Source organism: Christensenella sp., from assembly GCF_034927525.1.
GTDB lineage: Bacteria > Bacillota > Clostridia > Christensenellales > Christensenellaceae > Christensenella.
The window spans coordinates 1-2,663 of the sequence record NZ_JAYFPU010000029.1 but is presented as its reverse complement, the minus strand read 5'-3'; the positions used below and the strand labels follow the sequence as shown (position 1 = coordinate 2,663).

The window sequence follows — 2,663 nt, the reverse complement described above, 5'->3', positions numbered from 1 at the left end:
CAACCCCGCGTCCCGCAAAAAACAAAATCCCCTATTTGCCTGCTGTTGTTCTGCACAAGGAAAGTATTGTTTGTAAGCAGGGTATTTATCTGCGTCATAGAGCTCCACCAATAGTCATGGTTTCCCCTGAGCAAAAGCTTCGTTCCCGGCAGCGCACATATTTCGTCAAGGTCAGGCTTCGCATCACCTAGCTTCATTGCCCAACTGATGTCTCCCGGGATCAGAACCACGTCTTCTTCTTTGACGCGCGCCTTCCAGTCGCAGCTGATCTTTTCAAAATGATTCGTCCAGTGCTCTCCAAAAACGTCCATCGCCTTTGGCTGCGCATTTGACAGATGCAGGTCCCCGATCGCATAAACGTTCATTCAGGCACGTCCTCCGCGATCATTTTTTCCATATATGCAATAATGTCTTCTTTTCCTTTTTTGTCTGTCGAGCTCACCGGAACGATATCAATATCCAAATCCATATCAAGCATGCCGCCAATATACTTCGCCATCTGCACCACATAGTGAAAGCGCTTAGATTTCGCGATCTTGTCCGCCTTGGTCGCGGCGATCATAAACGGAACGCCAAAATGCGCCGCCCATTCGATCATCTGCATATCGTCGTTCGTAGGATTGTGACGGATATCTATCAGTATCACCAAAGCCTTTAGCTTTTGCGCTACTTTGAAGTAATCCCGCATCATCTCCGCCCACGATTTCCGTTCTGTTTTCGATACACGGGCAAATCCATACCCCGGCAGATCGACCAGATAAAATGAACCGTTGATCAAAAAGTAGTTGATCAGCCGTGTCTTGCCCGGCTGCTTGCTGACGTAAGCAAGCTTTGAGTTGTTCGCAAGATAGTTGATCAGCGAAGACTTGCCGACGTTTGATTTCCCCGCAAAAGCGATTTCCGGCAGATCTCCCCCCGGATAATCAACGCTTTTCTTCATGCTCTTATAAAAAGCCGCCTTTTTGATCTCCACTACTTTTTCTCCGCTACGATCGCGTTTTTCAGCACGTCGTCTATTTTTGTCGCAAAGATAAATGTAAGTTGGTCACGTACGGACTGCGGCAGCTCTTCCAGATCGCCCTGATTGTCTTTGGGCAGGATGATCGTATGGATGCCTGCGCGCAAGGCAGCAAGCGCCTTTTCCTTGATGCCGCCGATCTTTAAGACACGCCCTGTCAAGGTAATCTCGCCCGTCATCGCAACGTCATGCTTCACCGGTCGTTTTGTCAGTGCCGAAACAAGCGCCGTCACCATCGTAACACCGGCGGACGGCCCGTCCTTGGGGATTGCGCCTTCCGGCACGTGGATGTGCAGGTCTGTTTTTTCATTGATATCGATGGGTAGTTTCAGCTTTTTCATCATGGCGCGCACAACAGATATCCCTGTCTTTGCAGATTCCTTCATTACATCGCCAAGCTGTCCTGTGAGCTCCATCTTGCCCGTTCCAGGGATGACTGATACCTCCACAGGCATCGTCTGTCCACCAACCGCCGTCCACGCAAGACCTGTCACCACGCCCACCGTATCCTGTTTGAGCATATCGTTTTCGCTGCGCCGCGGGTGACCCAAAAATTCCCTGATATTCTTTTGCGAAACGGATATCTTTGGTGCGTCCGTCTCCACAGTCTGTACCGCCGCCTTGCGCATGATCGCCGCAAGCTCGCGCTCCAAACTGCGCACGCCGCTTTCCGCAGTGTACAAATGAATGATATCCATGATTGCCGCATCAGATATTTTTACCGCCGACGGCTTAAGTCCGTGCGCCTTCGCCTGCTTTGGCAGCAGGTGTTTTTTTGCAATGTTAAGCTTTTCCACATCCGTATAGCTGTCGATCTGGATGATCTCCATCCTGTCGTACAGCGGACGCGGGATCGTGCTGATGTCGTTCGCCGTTGTAATAAACATGACCTTTGACAAGTCAAAATCAATGTCAAGATAATGGTCACGGAACGTATTGTTAATCTCCGGATCAAGCACCTCCAGCATCGCCGACGCTGGATCTCCCCTGAAATCGCTGGACATCTTGTCGATCTCATCCAGCAAAAATAGCGGGTTCATGCTGTCCGCCTGCTTGACGGACGAGATGATCCGTCCGGGGATCGCGCCGATGTACGTTCTTCTGTGTCCGCGGATCTCCGCTTCGTCGCGCACGCCGCCCAAAGACATACGCACAAAATTCTTATCGAGCGCACGCGCGATCGAATGAGCAATCGACGTTTTTCCCACTCCAGGAGGTCCCGCCAGGCAGAGGATCGGCCCGCGCATATCATTTTTCAATTTACGCACCGCAAGAAATTCGATGATCCTGTCCTTTACCTTCTCAAGGCCATAATGATCCTCGTCCAGTATCTTGCGCGCATTTTTCAAGTCAAGGTTGTCTACCGTATATTTCCCCCACGGCAGGCTTACGATCCATTCGATATAGCTCCTGATAACGCTGATCTCCGGCGAACCGGGCGCCATTTTGACCATACGCGCCAGTTCCTTTTCCGCCTTGGTGCGCGCTTCTTCGCTTAAGGGCAGTTCTTTTATTTTCTTCCTGAGCTCGTCTATTTCGTCCTCGTCATTTTCCGTTTCACCCAGTTCCTTCTGGATCACCTTCATCTGCTCGCGCAGAAAATATTCCCTCTGGGATTTGTCGATCTGCTGCTTGACGGAGGAAG

3 protein-coding genes are annotated in these 2,663 nt (G+C 50.8%); all 3 read right to left on the bottom strand.

The genetic code is table 11. The features are described 5' to 3' along the window. Positions 1 to 365, bottom strand: a 365-nt coding sequence (locus VB081_RS01045) for a metallophosphoesterase (RefSeq protein ID WP_323399016.1), incomplete at its 3' end; no start/stop codon positions are given. Continuing rightward, positions 362 to 973: a ribosome biogenesis GTP-binding protein YihA/YsxC gene (gene yihA / locus VB081_RS01040; RefSeq protein ID WP_323399015.1), complete on the bottom strand. Its 612-nt coding sequence runs from the start codon at positions 971 to 973 to the stop codon at positions 362 to 364. The genes yihA and VB081_RS01045, both read right to left, overlap by 4 nt. Continuing rightward, positions 973 to 2,663, bottom strand: a 1,691-nt coding sequence (gene lon / locus VB081_RS01035; RefSeq protein ID WP_323399014.1) for an endopeptidase La, incomplete at its 5' end; no start/stop codon positions are given. The genes yihA and lon, both read right to left, overlap by 1 nt.